This window comes from Virgisporangium aliadipatigenens, from assembly GCF_016863615.1.
Lineage (GTDB): Bacteria > Actinomycetota > Actinomycetes > Mycobacteriales > Micromonosporaceae > Virgisporangium > Virgisporangium aliadipatigenens.
This window is the reverse complement of record NZ_BOPF01000003.1, coordinates 385,472-400,803: the sequence shown is the minus strand read 5'-3', so window position 1 is coordinate 400,803 and position 15,332 is coordinate 385,472. Positions and strand designations below refer to the sequence as shown.

Below are 15,332 nucleotides of genomic sequence, written 5' to 3'. Positions count from 1 at the left end.
CTTACACATGAAACCGTAGCGTGTCGCAGTGGGCTCGCGCAATGACGGATCAGCGACGGCCGAAGCGCGCCAGGAGATGCCACACCCGCTTCAGGTCCTGCGGGTCGTGCCGGCCGGCGGCATCCCCGATCAGCTTTGGTGTCAGCACGCCGTCGACGGCCAGCGCGACACCGAGGTCCACGTGGCGCCGCCCCCGGTAGTCGGCGTGCCGGACCAACTCCTCGACGGGAAGCCGGAAGCCGGGATGCCACTCGACGGGCAACCCCGGCGGGATCTCACTGTCCATATAGGACGGATCGAGCACCACGGCCTCGATGTCGCGGTCCAGCCGCACCGGGCCGTGCACGTGCGCCTCGACGTAGTCGTCCAACGGATCCGCCACGGCGGCGGCCCGCGCGAGGGCGATCAGCGGCATCCGCGCCGCGACGCCGAAGTCCGTCGGCTCCAGGTAACTGTCCGGGTAGCAGAACGTCGCCCGGTGCAGCGCGGCGGCGTTCAGGCGCAGGTGCGCCGAACCGAAGCGGGGCGCGGCACCGTACGGGTCGCGGCGGAAGTTCAGGGCGCCGTAGACGGGGCGGGCGTGCGGGGGCGCGTCGTCGTAGGCGCCGCCGAACATGCGCCGTTCCCAGCGCCAGCGGTCCCCACCGGGGTACGCGGTCAGGCCGCCGTTGCTGGTCCCGGTGACGAACTGGGACACGTACACCCCGTCGGCGACGAGCGCCGGCAGGGTGCGGTCCGGGTGGAAGTTCAGGGTGATGCGCAGGCTCGGATCGAGCGGATCGCCGGCGCAGCGGGCCGCGACGAATCGCAGTGCCCGCGCGCCGGCGTCCGCCATGGGCCAGAGGCTAGTTGACCCTTCAGGTGACCCGGATGTCGGTCTTCGGGCCGAGCTTCGAGGAGGTGTACGTGTTCAGCACGTGGAAGCCGGCCTGGGTGCCGTTCGGGGCCGGGCTGTCGGAGCAGACCGTCGAGTGCGCCGCCGACAGGTTCGGCACGGTGAGCATGAGGTCGAAGTCGTTGTAGACCGTCAGCGTGTCCCCGGTGACGACCGCGTAGATCCGGTGCGTCGGCGACGTGCGGTCCTGCCAGGCGTAGGGGTACTCGACGGAGGCGAGGTCGCCGCCGCACTTCGCGCCGCCCCGGTAGGTGCCGACGTGGACGCTGCCGCGCGAGATCGACACCTGGTAGCCGGTGACCCGGCCCGCGCCGTCCGACGAGGCGCGCAGCCACAGGTAGCCGATCTCCTCCGTCGTGGTGGCGTAGAGCGCCATGTCGGCCGAGGGGCGGTTCACCATCAGGTCGTAGCCGTCGGTGCCCCACGGCTCCGCGAAGTGCTGCGCGGTGAAGTCGGCCTCGACCAGCGCCGTGCCGGTCAGGCCGGCCGGGTTGAGGTCGCGGATCTCGCGGTACAGCGTCAGCTCGTTCGGGCCGTTCACGGCGACGACCTGCACGAGGTAGCGCCGCTGCGGCAGGTCGAGGAACTGGAAGTCGGTCGCCCCGTGCGCGACGGTGGCCTCGTCGGTGTAGGCGGTCTCGGCGTTCAGCGTCTCCTTGATGCGCACCACCGTCGTCGGGAACGTCTTGAACATGCCCGACGCCGTCGACAGCGTCACCCGCAGGGAGTTCGTGGTGTTGCGCACGGTCACGGCCGGCTTGTTGGTCTCCAGCCCCGGAATCGCGTCGAGCTTCGCCGTCTGCGGCAGCCCCTCGCCTTTGGCCGTCACCGGATACACCCGGAACATCCACGCCTTCAACGGCGTGGCCGGCAGCTGCACGGACTGCCCGACGACGCGCACCTCGTGGAACGCCGTCGGGTCGGCCCCGTTGAGCCGTTCGCCGTAGCGCACCACGTATCCGGTGATGGCCGTCGTCGTGGTGTAGGCGGGCTTCTCCCAGGTGAGCGTGACGGCCTCGGCGGTCGGCTCGGTGCGGGCCGTCTTCAGCCTCGTCACGGTCGCGGTGGTGTCGTCGACGGTCAGCACCGTGCGGCCGTTCTTGCAGGAGGCGCCGTCGGTCCCGGTCGGGTAGCCGCCGGTCTCCGCGGTGACGGCCAGCTTGTAGGGGCCGTTCGCGGGGTCGAGCCCGGTGAACGTGTGCGTCGGGTCGGTGGTCGTCACCGTCTGCGCGGGGAACTCGGTGTACTTGCCGCCCGGGTAGCGGCCGGAGTTCCGGTCGAAGATGTCGACCCGGTACTGCACGGCGTCGGGGGTGCCGTTCGACGACGGCTTCACGCCGAGGTTCTTCGGTTGCGACCAGGTGGCCGTCAGCGTCGTCTGCCCCTCCCCGAACGCCGCCTTGAGCCCCTGCACCGGCCCCGGCTGGGTGGTGTCGACGTAGGTGTTGCCCGAGGTGCCGCCGGCGCCGAACGCGTCCCGCGAGGTGACCTTGACCCGCAGCTTCACGCACGACGGCTGCTTGAGCGCGAACGCCGTCGTGCCGCCCGGCAGCGTGGTGACCGTGTTCCTGGTGCCGTCGAAGACGCTCACGTTGTACCGGGTGGCACCGGGCACCGCCGACCACTTCACCGTCACGTCGCCGGGTGTGGCGCGGTCCCGGGTGAACGTGACGTCGCTCGGCGCGGCGGGAGCGGCACTGGCCGAGGCGGACGCCCAGAGGACACCGCCGCCGCCGAGGGCGAGCACGGCGAGTGCGCCGACGGCGATCTTCGCTTTCATCGAGAGGGTTCCGCATCTGATCGGGGCTGCTGACCGGACAACACTCCGGCGCCCGGCGCAAGCGGTACTCACGCGCACCTCAACGTCGAGTCATGATGGCCCCATGAGCCTGCCGCCGGCCGCCCGTGTCGCACCGGTCCGCGAGACGCTGCACGGCGTCGCCGTCGAGGACCCGTACCGCTGGATGGAGGCGCAGGACGCGGAGTTCGACGCGTGGCTGGACGCCGAGGCCGCACACGCCGCGCGGGAGTTGTCGGCGCTGCCCGGCCGGGCCGGCATCCACGCGCGGCTGCGCGAACTGAGCGCCGGTGCCGGCTCGACGCGGCACGGGCTGGTCGCCGCCGGCGGGCGGCTGTTCGACCTGCGCGCGGATGCGGGCGGTGCGCCGGTGCTCGCCGTCGACGGGGCGGTGCTGTTCGCTCCCGGCGCCGACAGCCTGGACTGGTACGTGCCCTCGCCCGACGGGACGCTCGTCGCCTGCGGGCTGTCCGGCGGTGGTTCGGAGCGCAGCGCCCTGCGGATCCTGTCGGTGGCCACGGGACGGCTGCTGCCCGATCGGATCGACGACGTGTGGCATCCGTACGTGAGCTGGCTCGGCGACGGTTCGCTGCTGTATCACCGGTACCCGCACGCGGCGGCGGGCCGGCGGGACCTCAGCGCCACCCGGCGGCACCGGCTCGGCGACGACCCGGCCGCGGACCCGGTGGTGCTCGGCCCCGACGCGCACCCCGGCGTCCCGCTCGCGCCTACCGACCGGCCGCTGCTCATGGTGCCGCCCGGCGGGGCGTGGGCGCTGGCCCTGGTGGCGCACGGCGCGTTGGGCGGCGGCGGCATCGACGAGCGGCTGCGCGACTGCACGCTGTACGCGGCCCCGGTCGCCGCGCTCGACGACCCGGCCACGTGCCCGTGGCGGCGGGTGGCCGCGCGGGAGGACGAGACGGTGGCGTTCGCGCTCGGCCCCGACGCCGCGTACCTGGTGGTCGCCGCGGACGCGCCACGGCGGCGGGTGCTGCGGGTGCCGTTCGGGGGCGGGCCGGTCACGGAGGTGGTGCCGCAGGGCCCGCGGGTGATCGAGGCGGTGCGCGTCGTCGACGACCGGTTGCTGGTGCGCGACCTGGACGGCGGGGTGTCGCGGCTGCGCCGGGTGCCGCTCGACGGTGGACCCGCCGAGGAGGTGCCGATGCCCGTCGAGGGCGGGCTGCGGGAGTGGGCGTCGCTGCCCGACGGCGGTCCGGCCCTTCTCGTGGGAACGTGGACAGCGCCAGCCGCCTGGTACCGCTACGACCCGGCGACGGGCACCCTCGCGCCGGAGGAGGTCGCCGAGGGGCCGGGCGATCTGACGTTCCACCGGGTGGTGGTGACCGCCCGGGACGGCACGGAGGTACCGGTCTCGCTGATCCACCGCGCGGATCTGGTCCCCGACGGCGAACGCCCGGTCTGGCTCACCGGCTACGGCTCCTACGGCATCGTCCTGTCCCCCGCCCACGAGCCGCACCGGCGCGTCTGGTTCGAACGCGGCGGCGTCTGGGCGGTGGCCCACCTGCGCGGCGGCGGCGAACACGGCCGCGACTGGCACCGGGCCGGACGGCTCCTGACCAAGGAGAACACCGTCACCGACCTCATCGACTGCGCCACCGGCCTGATCGACGCGGGCTGGACGCGGCCGGGGCGGCTGGTCGCCTGCGGCGGCAGCGCCGGCGGGATCCCGGTCGGCGGTGCCCTGGTGCGCCGGCCCGACCTGTGGGGCGCCGTGGTGCTCAACGTGCCGCTGCTGGACAGCCTGCGCTTCGAGTTCAGCGAGAACGGCCCGGTCAACGTGCCCGAGCTCGGCACCGTCGGCACCCCGGATGGCCTGCGCGCACTGCTGATCTCCGACACCTACCGGCGGCTGCGCGACGGCGTCGCCTACCCGCCGGTGCTGGTGACCGCCGGCCGCAACGACTCCCGCCTGCCGCCGTGGCAGCCGGGCAAGTTCGTGGCGCGGCTGCGGGCGACCGGGACGGCGGCGCCGGTGCTGCTGCGCGTCGACGCGGCCGGCGGCCACGGCCCCGGCGCCACGACGGCGCAGCGCGACGCCGAACTCGCCGACACGTACGCGTTCGTCCTCGACGCGCTAGGAATCGACGCGTAGAACGCCCCTGCGGGCCAGCGACACCAGCCGCGGCGCGCCGAGCGCGTCGAGCCACTCCGGCGGGTGCGCCGCCGTGAACGCCCGCGCCATCACCTCGAGCCACGCCCCGAACGACGGCAGGTCCGGCGTGTCGTCGGCCGGGTCCTCGGACAGCGCGTCCTCGAGGTAGCGGGCGCGCGGCTCGTCCTGGTGGTGGTAGTACACCGGGTACTCGCCGGCCAGGTCGGGGTTGGACACGTCGAAGCACCACACGCCCTCGCCCCGTCCGGCGGCGAAGCCGACGAGGTGGTTGGTGGACAGCATCCGCGCCCCGTCCCGGCTGACCCCCTCGGGCATGTGCACCAGGTTGAGGTTGACCTCCGCCATGTCCGCGGCGTCCAGGACGCGGAACGCGTCGTCGCCGCGCGCGCAGAACAGGGTGTTCGTCTCGGCCAGCAGCGCCCGGTAGGACGGCGGCGCGCTCCAGAAGATCGTGTCGAAGTAGGGCCGGATTTCGGTCTCCCGCGCGAGCACGTCGGCCGCCGTGGCCGGGTCGCTCTCGAAGAGTTCGATCCGGCCGTCGGCGGCCGCCTTGCGCAGCATCCCGAGGGAACCGGCGATGTCGTGGGTCACGCCGGCAGAGGTTAGCCGATCGGCAGGCCCATCCGGTCAGCTGGTGAAGAGCTTCGCCGCCGTGATCGCGGTCTGCACGATGCCGTAGCCGAGCAGGATGGCGACCAGGATCCATGAGATCCACAGCCGCGCCGTCTGGCCCGCGGGTGTCTCGCTCATCGCGCCACGCTCTCTTCCGGGGTCGGCTCGGCGTTCGCCGCCGGCTGGTGGTATTTCTCGGGAACGGGCTTGATCAGCAGGTTCGCGACGAACCCGATCGCCAGCACGCCCACCATCGTGAACAGCGCGGGCCGGTACGCCTCGGCCGTCAGCGACCCGGGCTTGCCCTGCGCGTCGAGGAACCCGTTGATGATCAGCGGCCCGGCGACGCCCGCGGCCGACCAGGCGGTGAGCAGCCGGCCGTGGATGGCACCGACCTCGAACGTGCCGAACAGGTCCCGCAGGTACGCCGGCACCGTGGCGAACCCGCCGCCGTAGAACGACAGCAGAAGCCCGGCCAGCAGCACGAACAGCGCGGTGGCGGTGTGCCCGGCGACGGCCAGCAACGCGTACAGCACCATGCCGACGCCGAGGTACACCATGTAGATCGGCTTGCGCCCGATCAGGTCCGACGTCGAGGACCAGGCGAAGCGGCCGGCCATGTTGAACAGCGACAGCAGCCCGACGAATCCGGACGCGGCGGCGACGGCGACGGTCGAGGTGCCGTTCTCCCGGAAGAAGTCCTGGATCATCGGGCTGGCCTGCTCGAGAATGCCGATACCGGCGGTAACGTTGCAGAACAGCACGACCCACAGCAACCAGAACGACCGCGTCTTGATCGCGTTGCCGGCGGAGACGTTGGCGGTGGTGACCAGCGGCTTGGCCGCGACGGTCGACGGGTCCCACCCGGCCGGCTTCCAGCCCTCGGCCGGCACCCGCACGTTGAACACGCCGAACATCATGACGACGAAGTAGCCGATGCCGAGCGTGAGGAACAGCGCGACGAGCGCGCCGCCGGAGGCGACCGACTTCGCGTTGGTGGGGTCGTACGACGAGTCGTAGAACGACAGCAGCTGCCGCGACAGCGGGCTGGCGACGAGCGCGCCGCCGCCGAAGCCCATGATGGCCAGCCCGGTGGCGAGCCCCGGCCGGTCCGGGAACCACTTGATCAGCGTGGAGACCGGCGAGATGTACCCGATGCCGAGGCCGATGCCGCCGAGCACCCCGTAGCCGAGGTACACCAGCCACAGCTGCTCGGTGGCGATGCCGAGCGCGCCGACGAGGAACCCGGTGGCCCAGAAGCACGCCGAGACGAACATCGCCTTGCGCGGGCCGTTGTGCTCGACCCAGGTGCCGCCGACGGCCGCGGAGAGGCCGAGCATGACGATGGCGATGCTGAAGATGACGCCGATCGCGGTCTGACTGGCGTCGAAGTGCGCGATCAGGGAGTTCTTGTAGACGCTGGTGGCGTACGCCTGGCCGATGCACAGGTGGACCGACAGCGCGGCAGGTGGGATCAACCAGCGGCTGTAGCCCGGTGGGGCGACGGTGTGCCGACGGTCGAGGGCGGACAACAGGGACATGAGGGGGCCTCTCTCGCCACAGAGATCACGATCGAGATGTCCGAAAACTATCGGCCCGATACCCACGTCAGCTGATCGTTGACCGCGCAATCGCTCGACGGTCGTTAATGCGAGCCGAACGGCCGATCCGGGGACAGAATGTATACACTCTGCCCCCGGACTGTATACAGCCAGCCTTTTCCGGCCTACGCGTTGCCGGCGATCTTGTCCTGGATCCAGGTCGTCAGGTTGTCCGCGCGTGCCGTCGTCTCCCGCTGCGAGTGCGGGCAGGTGGGGCCGTTGGACTCGACCGAGACCAGGTAGGCCCTGCGGTCGCGTTCGGCGAAGTACGGCGCACCGGAGTCGTGCTGGCAACCGGTCACCGGCGACGGCTCCGAACCGGCGACGCCGACCTCGGTGGCGTTCACGTCGAGCACCTTGACCTGACCGGTGTAGGCCTGATCGCTAGGGCCGACCGTCGTGCCCGGCGAGCCGGTCCAGCCCCACCCGACGATGCGCACCGTGTCGTCGACCGACGGCGGCGTGTTCGACAGCTTCAGCGTCGGGAACCCGCGCAGCGGGCGCGCCAGCTTGCCGATGGCCAGGTCGGCACCGTTGGGCGCCTGGTACGCCTCGACGACGTCGACGTTGACGCCGCGCCCGGACGCCACGTTGGAGGTGCCGACGGTCGCGATCACCTGGTAGCGCACCGGACCCGAGATCCGGTTGCGGTCGCCGTCGTGGAAGCAGTGCCCCGCGCTGACGATCCACTGCCGGTCGATGAGGCCGGCGGAGCACGCGCTGCTGCGGGTCGCGCCCGTGCTCGGGCTGGTGATCTTCGGCATCGTGAGCTTCACCGCGAACCGGTACTGCCCCTCGACGACCGGTTCCCCGTTGGCCACCGCGTACACCGGGCCGATCACGGCGGCACTCATCCCCACCACGCCCAGCGCCGTCAGGATGACCTTGGCACGCCTGGACAGCTTCCGGCGGGGCCGGCGCTGTTCGCTGTCAGTAGTCATGCCCGGAGCCTAGACGGAGAAGCTCATCCATGCACGACCGCGTGGATCTTCTCCCAAGTGACTAGGGAAGACAACAGGATCGCGCCCTCGGAACGTTTACCCGGCGTCAGCTCCCGCTTCGGACAGCTACCGGGGCATCGTCACTGTGCGTCAGCAGGCCTGCGCCCGTAGCGCTGCTCGGCGCGGGCCTTCGCGCGCGCGGCCTCCACCTCGCGGTCGCGTGGCGCGGCATTGGTCACCAGGCTGTCGAGCAGCGTCCGGGTCGCCTCGGCCACGGCGCGCACCGCCTCGTCGAAGGCCTCCTGGTTGGCCGCCGACGGCCGGGTCGACCCGCTGATCTTGCGAACGTACTGGAGCGCGGCCGCCATGACCTCGTCGTCGGTCGCGGGCGGCTCGAAGTTGTGGAGAACGTGGATGCTGCGGCACATGCCCTCCACCATGCCAGATCCTCCTCAGCCGAGGTCGTAGACCGTCACCGGGACGCCGCGCCCACACAGGGCGGCCCGCACCAGCGGCTCGATGCGCTCCCACCTGCCGCCGGCCAGCCCGCAGCCGATGCGCGGCATGTGCACGCTCGCCTCCTCGGCCAGGGCCGCGTCGCCGACGCTCCACAGGCACTTCTCCACCGCCTCGTAACGGATCGGCGGGCCCTTGCTGCCGGTCCTGATGCCGCGCTGGCCGATCATGTTCGCCACGCGGACGTCGGGCCGCACCCGGACCAGCCGCACGGCGCCGAGCCCGAAGTCGTTGTGTGCCCGCTCGCGATGCCAGGCGCGGTAGTCGCGTTCCGGCTCGGGCCAGCGCCTGGAGATCGCCACGACGAAGCCCCTGCCCCAGCCGCCGAGGTCGTTGCAGACGTGGGCGATGATCTTCTGCCCCTTGGCCTGCGGGCTGGTCGCGTCGCCCCGCACGACGGTCAGGTCCTCCATGTTTCCCATGATCGCGCAGCACTGCTATTGTCTTACTATCGTAGATAAATAGTTAAGCAGTTTGGTGGGGTGATGATCGAGTTCCATCTGGACGGCCATACCAAGGGCGCCACCTATCTCCAGCTCGTTCAGCAGGTGCGGCAGGCCCTGCGGACCGGCCTGCTCACCCCGGGCGACCAACTGCCCAAGGTGCGCGAGGTCTCCGAGTCGCTGGCCATCAACCCCAACACGGTGTTGAAGGCCTACCGGCAGTTGGAGATCGAAGGGCTGGTCGAGGGCCGGCCGGGCGTCGGCACGTTCGTACGCCGCACCCTCGCCGGACCGGCGCTGGCCAACCACGCCGCCCTGCGCCGCGACCTGGAGGCCTGGCTACGCAAGGCACGCAAGGCCGGCCTCGAACGGGAGGACGTGGTGGCACTGGTCGAGACGACCATGCGCGCCACATTTCAGGACGACGCAGCGAAGGGAGAGATAGCGTGACCGCCGCACTCGAGGCGACCGGGCTCGGCCGGCGCTACGGAAAACACTGGGCACTGAAGGACTGCACGCTGCACCTGCCCGCCGGGCGCATCGCCGCGCTCGTCGGACCCAACGGCGCCGGCAAGAGCACCCTGCTGCACCTGGCGGTCGGACTCCTCGGGCCGAGCAGCGGCACAGTCTCGGTCTTCGGTGCCACACCCGGCGACCCGAAGGTGCGCGGCGACGTCGGGTTCGTCGCCCAGGACACGCCGCTCTACCCCGACTTCTCCGCCACCGAACTGGCCACCCTCGGCACGAAGCTCAACCGCCGGTTCGACCGGGCGCTGATGCTCGAACGGCTGAACGGCCTCAACGTCGCCGTCGACCGCCCCGTGCCCGCCCTCTCCGGCGGCCAACGCGCACAGGTGGCCCTCGCGCTGGCCCTCGCCAAACGGCCCCGGCTCCTGCTCCTCGACGAACCGGTCGCGAGCCTGGACCCACTGGCGCGCCGGGAGTTCCTGCAGGCGCTCATGGGCGGGGTCGCCGACGAGGGGACCACCATCCTGCTCTCCTCGCACCTGCTCGGCGACCTCGAACGGGTCTGCGACTACCTCGTCCTGCTGCAGGCCGGGCGGGTCCAGGTGCTCGGCGGCGTGGACGAACTCGTCGCCCAGCACCGGCTCCTCACCGGTCCACTGTGGACCCGGGACGCCGGCAGCATCAACGGCGTCGCCGCGGTGGTGCGCCAGAGCCACACCGAACGCCAGACCACCCTGCTCGTGCGCACCGACGACAGCGCGCCCGCACCCGGCTGGCCGGATCCACAGTGGACGGTCAGCGACGTGTCGTTGGAGGACATCATTCTCGCGTACCTCGCCGACGCCGGGGCCGGCACACTCCCCGGCCCCCGGAACCTGCACCGGGTGGGAGGCTCGGCATGATCTGGCTGACCTGGCGACAGCACCGCAAGCAGGCCCTCTTCGGCCTCGCCGGACTGGCCGTGCTGGCCGCCGTTCTCATCCCGACGGGCAACCGGATGCGCGACGTGTTCGCCTCCTCGGGCGCCAGGGGCTGCCTCGACGCGTTGGGCGGCGCGCAGCTCGTCGCGTTCCGCGCCGCGCAGGAGTGCAACAGCACCGTCGAGAGGTTCGCGGACGGGTACGAGACCTGGGCGTACGGCGGCGTGCTGCTGATGTTCCTGCCGCTGCTCGCGGGGATGTTCTGGGGCGCGCCGGTCGTGGCCCGCGAGGTCGAGCAGGGCACCCACCGGCTCGTCTGGACCCAGGACGTCAGCCGCACCCGCTGGTTCCTCGTGAAGGTCGGGCTCGTCGGCGGGGGCGTGCTGCTGCTCGCGACCGGCTACGCGCTGCTGACGAACTGGTGGCTCTGGCCGCTCACCCGCACGCTCGTGGTGCCGATGGACTACCTCATCTTCGACCAGCTCGGCGTGGTACCGGTGGCGTACACGCTGTTCGCGGTGGCGCTCGGGGCGTTCGCGGGGGTCGTCACGCGCAAGGTGCTGCCGGCGATGGGCGCGACGTTCGTGGCGTTCCTCGCGGTGCGGGGCGTCGTCGAGTTCCTGGTGCGGCCCAACGTGATGGCTCCGAAGGAGTACCGCGTGGCGACCACCACCAGCGAGCCGATGCTGCCCAACCCGGCCAAGCGGGACTGGGTCATCGACACCGCCGTGCACAACGCGGACGGCTCGGTGAAGGAGCCGAACGGCACCGCGTTCTGCCTGCGGCCGCCGCCCGGTGCCGACGCCTCCCCTCCCCCGGGTGCCGCCCAGGGCGGTCGTGGCGGCGGGTGTACCGCCGAGGGCGGATACAACCTGTGGACGTATCAGCCGTCCGGGCGCTTCACGACGTTCCAACTGATCGAGGCCGGGATCTTCCTCGTGCTCGCGGTCGCCCTCGTAGCCGGCACCGTCCACCTCGTCCGGCGCCGTCTTTCCTAGGTCTCACACCATCAGCGCGAACGTCGGTGCGGCCAGCACCGCACCGGCGAGCGTGGGGGCGAGCACCTGCGCGGTCGTGTGGTCCCCGGCGAAGAACCGGTCGGGGGTTCGGGACACCGTGACCGTGGCGGCGCAGTTGCATCTTCAGCGGTTTTTGCCGTTCGAGGAGCCGAACTACGGCGGTGTCGTGCGGTGAGCCGAGTCGCGTCCCACTTGCGTAACCGGCCCCATCAGGCCGATCCGACGCCGTGCGGAGCGGATCAACGAGACGTCAGTCCACTCTCGCGCGAAAGACGAGATCGTTGAAGGTCGGCGGTGAGGTGAAGCCGTGATTACAACGGTAGATGCGCTCGGCCGCGCTCACACTCTCGACCACGATGCCGGCGTTGTCACTCCAGCGCTCCACACGCGAGTGCGTCGGTGTCCGGAACATGTAGACGTTGGTGATCTGGAGAGCTGCTTGCGGCACGTCGCAGACGACTTCGAACTTCTCACCGTCATGCGACGGCCACAGCATCAGTTCAGCCGCGGCGGGCTGCGATCGTTCTGTGCGGACACTGCCGCCCGGCGAGGCGATCGAGATACCGTGTTCAAGCTCGCGCCTCATGGCGGTGACCTCGATCGAAACCGTCACGGTGGACTTGGCCTGTGGCCATACGTCTCCGGTGACGACCTGCGAAGAACCCCAGGTAAGGCTCGGCGGCCCGGCGAAGGGCAGGCCCAGGCGACGCCGACGCACGTCGAGGTCCATCACGGCGGCCTGAACGGTGAGACCCGTCGGCTCGTAGTCGACGACACCCGACCGCATGTCACCGCGTCGTTGCGCCTCCTCGAAAGCCGCTGTCCACTGCATGCCCCGCTGCACGCACGCAACGATCGCCTGGTGGACAGCCAGTACGTCCAGGCCCGAGACGGTGTGAACCTCGTCGGGTGTCCCGTGCCGGTACGTGACGCTCAGCAGCCCGCCATCTCCGGCGGCGACCCGGATGAAACGGTCGGCGTCCCGAGTAGCGCTGATCGTCACTACAGGATTCTTTCTCGGCTCCAGGTAGAACAAGATCCAGAAAAGTTCGTCGGCGGTGTCGGGCAGTTCGTCCCGAAACCGCTTGGACGAGATCGAGTATTCCACTCAATGCTCCTGCGGCTATCAGCTCGGATAGGTACTGGTGAACGGAATCCTGTTGCCGGCGAGATGCCGATAGGGGTCTGCGGCGGCGTGTTGCTCGCGTCCCGAGCAGTGCCTCCGAACAACCTCACGTTCGATGAGAAGGTGCTGGTCGAGGATAGTTAACGCACGGTCCGCCGGCTCCTTTTCGCTGTTGACCGTGGCATCGGCGGACGTTCCTCGAGGCGGATCGGCACATCCCGGGTCGCCACCAGAGTCTCGGTCGGATCCGGCGCGACCGTCGAGATGACCGTTGACGCCTGGGGCGACTCTGCGGGAGCAGTGGCCTGCGTGAAGCCGGGCTCGGTGAGCGCATCCATGTCGACACCGCCGTCGCCGAGTGCAAGCATCCCGGAGCCCCAGGGTCTCCGGCGTCCTAGAGGAACGTAACGTTGTCGCCGGTGACGCAGCGCCCGTACGGCCCCGCATGCTAGTCGTCGACCGAGACGCCGTAGGAGATGGCGAGGGTCTGCGGCTCGGGTCGATAGGACTTCCCGGGCCAGAATGGTGTCGCCGGTGATGGCGACCTTCATCCCTTGCACGAGCGGGTTTCCCGGAATCCATCTCCCCGGGTACGCCCACGCGCAGAGGGGGCGCGGGGTGCGTACCCGGGTAGGCGCGTCGGGCGTCGGCCGGATCGCAGGAGATCAGCGGCAACGCGAGCTCAACCTGCTCGGCGGCGTTCAGCAATCGGAGCAGGATTTCAGACTGGTAGGTCCAGGTGTCGGGTGAGGGCGATTGTGCACAGCCGGCGGGACACCGGAAGTTCGTGGTTGGCCCGGAGTGCTTCGGCGGCCAGGAACCGCCAGTCGAAGGTTGCGTTGTGCGCGACCAGGACCCGGCCGTCGAGGAGCCGGCCCAGGTCGTCGGCAACGGACACATACGGCGGGGCTTCCGCCAGATGTTGTGCAGTGAGTCCGTGGATGTGCACCGGGCCCGGCTCGCATCCCGGATTGACGAGCGTGGACCAGGTTCGCTGTAGGACGCCGTGGGAGCCGACATGGGCGATCGCGATCTGGATGATCCGGTCCTGGTCCGGATTCAGGCCGGTTGTCTCCACATCGACCAGCGCGTAGTCGTGCGGATACCGCCGCGCCGCTTCTGGCAGGAACGGCCCTGCCTCAACCACCGTGGCGCGCCCTCCCCCATGACGCGTTCGGTGACCGTCGTACACACGCCAAGGCGGTGCTCACAAATCTCACGGTTAGTGGCCTGACGCTGCCACGGTCACCGCCGCCGCGCGTCAACCAAGCGGCTCGCACGTAGGACAACGGCGGCGGGGAGCGTCTCAGGAAACGTCCACGACTTCCCGGAGCAGATTGTCGGATTCGGTCCAGCGGATGGTGTCACCGGTTCTCGGTCGTGATCGGCAGCCGCAGGCGCGGTCAGGCTGTTCCCGTCGTTGATCGGCCGTTCAACGCGTCCAGCGCCAGGTCGACGTCCGCTTCGGTGGTGTAGAGGTGGAAGGACGCGCGTACCCGGCCGGCGCGGACCGCGGCTCGGATCCCGGCCTGGGCGAGCCGGGTCGCGGCGTCGGGCGCGTCGACCGTCACGATCGCGCTGTCGCCGGGCGGGTGGCCCAGGCCGCGCAGGAACCGGTTCGCGAGCGCGACATTGTGGCGGTGGATCGCCGGCAGCCCGATCCGCTCGAGGAGGGCGATCGCGGGTGCCGCGCCGACCCAGCTGAACCACGCCGGCGACACGTCGAAGCGCCGGGCGTCCTCGGCCAACTGCATGCGCGGGCCGTAGAAGGAGGCGTGCACGTCGGCTCCGGCGTACCAACCCGCGGCGATCGGCCGCAGCCGTTCACGTACCGCGGGGCTCAGGTACGCGTACGCGGTGCCTCGCGGATTCATCAGCCACTTGTATCCGGCGACCACCACCACGTCTGCCATCCCGCCGTCGAACGGCAGCCATCCACACGCCTGCGAGGCGTCGACGACCACCATGGCACCGGCCGAGCGCGCGGCCGCGACGACCTCGGCGTAGCGGGCGACCTCCCCGCTCGCCGATTGGACGAGTGAGAACGCGACGACGTCGCAGCCGGCCGCCACCGTCTCCACGAGCTCGCCGGTCGGCACGGTCATGACCTGGAGCCGGTCACTGTGCACCAGCCACGGAAACAGGATCGACGTGAACTCGGCGGCCGGCACCACCACTCGACTGCCGTCCGGGAGGGCGCCGGCGACCGGCGCGATGAGCTGCGACACCTGCGAGCCGACGGCGACATCGGCGTGCGGCACCCCGATCAGCCGCGCGAACCCGGCGCGCGCGGCGGCCGTCGCCTCGTCCCAGCCCTCCCAACTCGTGGCGCCGACCCGCCAGTCGGCGAGGGCCGCCTGCAGCGCATCCCACGCCGGTTGCGGTGGTAGCCCATAGCTCGCCGTGTTCAGCCAGCCCGGCTGCGCGTTCCACAGCGTCCGTGCCTCATCCACCCTCATCCGAGCGTCCTTCCGGTTCCGGTGCCGCCGCCATCGCGGTGGGGAGCTCAGGCAGTTTGCCGCAGAGCAGCGGCAGGACCGTTACGTGGCGGACTCGGGCACCGTGACTCCACTCAGACGGCGTCCGCAAAGGCGGGAGACGCCACGAGCGGGCCTCACGCTGTGTACAAGCGATCACGACGCCATTCGGGCGCCTGGGTACACGTATCTGCCGAAATTGGTGCGTACACGGCACGCTGGGAATGTCGCGTGGATGTCGATGTCTCCGCAATCTGCGCGGCCGGGTCCGGCACCTTGAGCATCGTGGCGAAGCAGGACGGCGAGAACCTCGTGTGCGCACCGCGGCCCATCCCGTCGGTAACGACGTCCGCCGGCCGATGACGCTCGGTAGCGCCAGCCC

General features: G+C 70.8%; 15 protein-coding genes. 4 read left to right on the top strand and 11 right to left on the bottom strand.

All coding sequences use genetic code 11. The features are described from left to right. Positions 1–49: 49 nt before the first annotated feature. Positions 50–835 (bottom strand): DUF3626 domain-containing protein, encoded by a 786-nt coding sequence (locus tag Val02_RS05995; protein ID WP_203897868.1) that lies wholly within the window; start codon positions 833–835, stop codon positions 50–52. Positions 836–857: 22 nt separating this feature from the next. Then, the gene (locus Val02_RS05990; protein ID WP_203897867.1) at positions 858–2,675 is read right to left on the bottom strand and encodes a fibronectin type III domain-containing protein; all 1,818 of its coding nucleotides are present in this window, start codon (positions 2,673–2,675) and stop codon (positions 858–860) included. A gap of 103 nt (positions 2,676–2,778) precedes the next feature. Here Val02_RS05990 and Val02_RS05985 point away from each other — a divergent pair, with 103 nt between their 5' ends. Beyond that, a complete protein-coding gene (locus Val02_RS05985) occupies positions 2,779–4,806 on the top strand; it encodes a prolyl oligopeptidase family serine peptidase (RefSeq protein ID WP_203897866.1) in 2,028 nt (675 codons plus the stop codon). Here the strand turns inward: Val02_RS05985 and Val02_RS05980 are convergent. From Val02_RS05980 to Val02_RS05960, 6 genes are all read right to left on the bottom strand, one after another. Continuing rightward, a complete protein-coding gene (locus Val02_RS05980) occupies positions 4,789–5,418 on the bottom strand; it encodes an SMI1/KNR4 family protein (protein ID WP_203897865.1) in 630 nt (209 codons plus the stop codon). The two genes, Val02_RS05985 and Val02_RS05980, sit on opposite strands and share 18 nt — an antisense overlap. Positions 5,419–5,454: 36 nt before the next feature. Then, complete coding sequence (locus Val02_RS48135) at positions 5,455–5,577, bottom strand: MFS transporter small subunit (RefSeq protein ID WP_275415549.1); 123 nt, start codon at positions 5,575–5,577, stop codon at positions 5,455–5,457. After that, on the bottom strand, positions 5,574–6,974 hold the full coding sequence (locus Val02_RS05975) for an OFA family MFS transporter (protein WP_203897996.1): 1,401 nt from the start codon (positions 6,972–6,974) through the stop codon (positions 5,574–5,576). The genes Val02_RS48135 and Val02_RS05975 overlap by 4 nt, the downstream gene beginning before the upstream one ends. A 191-nt stretch (positions 6,975–7,165) precedes the next feature. After that, a complete protein-coding gene (locus tag Val02_RS05970) occupies positions 7,166–7,981 on the bottom strand; it encodes a S1 family peptidase (protein WP_203897864.1) in 816 nt (271 codons plus the stop codon). Between the two features lie 140 nt (positions 7,982–8,121). After that, the gene (locus tag Val02_RS05965; protein WP_203897995.1) at positions 8,122–8,409 is read right to left on the bottom strand and encodes a DUF2277 domain-containing protein; all 288 of its coding nucleotides are present in this window, start codon (positions 8,407–8,409) and stop codon (positions 8,122–8,124) included. Between the two features lie 24 nt (positions 8,410–8,433). Further along, positions 8,434–8,910, bottom strand: a complete 477-nt coding sequence (locus Val02_RS05960; protein ID WP_203897863.1) for a macro domain-containing protein — start codon at positions 8,908–8,910, stop codon at positions 8,434–8,436. Positions 8,911–8,982: 72 nt separating this feature from the next. Here Val02_RS05960 and Val02_RS05955 point away from each other — a divergent pair, with 72 nt between their 5' ends. Genes Val02_RS05955 through Val02_RS05945 form a run of 3 tightly spaced genes read left to right on the top strand, consistent with a single transcriptional unit; the run spans position 8,983 to position 11,326 of the window. Then, positions 8,983–9,390, top strand: a complete 408-nt coding sequence (locus Val02_RS05955; RefSeq protein WP_203897862.1) for a GntR family transcriptional regulator — start codon at positions 8,983–8,985, stop codon at positions 9,388–9,390. Then, positions 9,387–10,310 (top strand): ABC transporter ATP-binding protein, encoded by a 924-nt coding sequence (locus tag Val02_RS05950; protein WP_203897861.1) that lies wholly within the window; start codon positions 9,387–9,389, stop codon positions 10,308–10,310. Before Val02_RS05955 ends, Val02_RS05950 begins: the two co-directional genes overlap by 4 nt. Next, positions 10,307–11,326: an ABC-2 membrane transporter-related protein gene (locus tag Val02_RS05945; protein ID WP_203897860.1), complete on the top strand. Its 1,020-nt coding sequence runs from the start codon at positions 10,307–10,309 to the stop codon at positions 11,324–11,326. Before Val02_RS05950 ends, Val02_RS05945 begins: the two co-directional genes overlap by 4 nt. Positions 11,327–11,597: 271 nt before the next feature. Here Val02_RS05945 and Val02_RS05940 read toward each other — a convergent pair whose 3' ends face one another. The 3 genes from Val02_RS05940 to Val02_RS05930 form a co-directional block, all read right to left on the bottom strand. Beyond that, on the bottom strand, positions 11,598–12,455 hold the full coding sequence (locus Val02_RS05940; protein ID WP_203897859.1) for a hypothetical protein: 858 nt from the start codon (positions 12,453–12,455) through the stop codon (positions 11,598–11,600). 739 nt (positions 12,456–13,194) lie between these two features. After that, positions 13,195–13,620, bottom strand: a complete 426-nt coding sequence (locus tag Val02_RS05935; protein WP_203897858.1) for an exonuclease domain-containing protein — start codon at positions 13,618–13,620, stop codon at positions 13,195–13,197. Between the two features lie 256 nt (positions 13,621–13,876). After that, positions 13,877–14,932 carry an aminotransferase class V-fold PLP-dependent enzyme gene (locus tag Val02_RS05930; RefSeq protein WP_203897857.1) on the bottom strand — a complete coding sequence of 352 codons (1,056 nt, stop codon included), beginning with the start codon at positions 14,930–14,932 and terminating at the stop codon, positions 13,877–13,879. Positions 14,933–15,332 lie beyond the last annotated feature (400 nt).

Coding starts and splice junctions, on each gene's coding strand:
- Val02_RS05945 (WP_203897860.1), top strand. CDS start 10,307: ATGATCTGGCTGACCTGGCGACAGCACCGCAAGCAGGCCCTCTTCGGC.
- Val02_RS05960 (WP_203897863.1), bottom strand. CDS start 8,910: ATGGAGGACCTGACCGTCGTGCGGGGCGACGCGACCAGCCCGCAGGCC.
- Val02_RS48135 (WP_275415549.1), bottom strand. CDS start 5,577: ATGAGCGAGACACCCGCGGGCCAGACGGCGCGGCTGTGGATCTCATGG.
- Val02_RS05985 (WP_203897866.1), top strand. CDS start 2,779: ATGAGCCTGCCGCCGGCCGCCCGTGTCGCACCGGTCCGCGAGACGCTG.
- Val02_RS05990 (WP_203897867.1), bottom strand. CDS start 2,675: ATGAAAGCGAAGATCGCCGTCGGCGCACTCGCCGTGCTCGCCCTCGGC.
- Val02_RS05930 (WP_203897857.1), bottom strand. CDS start 14,932: ATGAGGGTGGATGAGGCACGGACGCTGTGGAACGCGCAGCCGGGCTGG.
- Val02_RS05995 (WP_203897868.1), bottom strand. CDS start 835: ATGGCGGACGCCGGCGCGCGGGCACTGCGATTCGTCGCGGCCCGCTGC.
- Val02_RS05965 (WP_203897995.1), bottom strand. CDS start 8,409: ATGTGCCGCAGCATCCACGTTCTCCACAACTTCGAGCCGCCCGCGACC.
- Val02_RS05955 (WP_203897862.1), top strand. CDS start 8,983: ATGATCGAGTTCCATCTGGACGGCCATACCAAGGGCGCCACCTATCTC.
- Val02_RS05970 (WP_203897864.1), bottom strand. CDS start 7,981: ATGACTACTGACAGCGAACAGCGCCGGCCCCGCCGGAAGCTGTCCAGG.